We start from the raw sequence: 700 nt of genomic DNA, 5'->3' as shown, positions 1-700 counted from the left end.
TGAATCGGTTACACTAAACTAGACAATATTTATAAAGTGTTCTACACTAAAGAAAAAAGGAGAATTTTATGTCTAGAAAAGTACGTCGCCAATTCACTGATGAGTTTAAGCAACAAATCGTGGACCTTTACAATGCTGGGATGAAACGAAGTGCTCTGATCAAAGAGTATGACTTGACCCCTTCAACCTTTGATAAGTGGGTAAGACAAGCCAAAACAACGGGTTCTTTCAAGTCTGTTGATAATCTAACCGACCAGCAGCGTGAACTCATTGCTCTAAGAAAAAGAAATAAAGAGCTAGAAATGCAATTAGATATCCTAAAGCAAGCGGCAGTGATTATGGCACAAAAAGGCAACTAATCACTGCTAACAAGGAGAAATACAGCATTTCAGCTATGTGTCGTTGGCTAAACATCCCACGATCAAGCTATTACTACAAAGCTTCTGAGCCAGTATCTGAGGTAAAACTTGAAAAAAGAGTTAGGCACATTTTTCTAGAAAGTAAGTCCAGATACGGTACTAGAAAGATTAAGAAATGTCTGGAGAGTAGCGGTATCACCCTGTCTCGTCGTCGGATTGGTCGCATCATGAAGAGACTCAACTTGGTGTCCGTTTACCAAAAAGCAGCCTTCAAGCCATCCTCCAAAGGGAAGAACGAGGCACCGATTCCTAATCACTTAGCCAGACAATTTCATCAAGAC

The 700-nt window shown here is 40.3% G+C and carries 1 pseudogene; it reads left to right on the top strand.

The window, feature by feature from the left end:
* Positions 1–68 precede the first annotated feature (68 nt).
* Positions 69–700: pseudogene (locus ACLN19_RS09115) on the top strand (IS3 family transposase); the annotation flags it as partial.

The organism is Streptococcus lishijunsis, assembly GCF_047290665.1.
Lineage (GTDB): Bacteria > Bacillota > Bacilli > Lactobacillales > Streptococcaceae > Streptococcus.
Note: the sequence above shows the minus strand (reverse complement) of the source record. Positions and strands in the feature narration are given on the sequence as shown.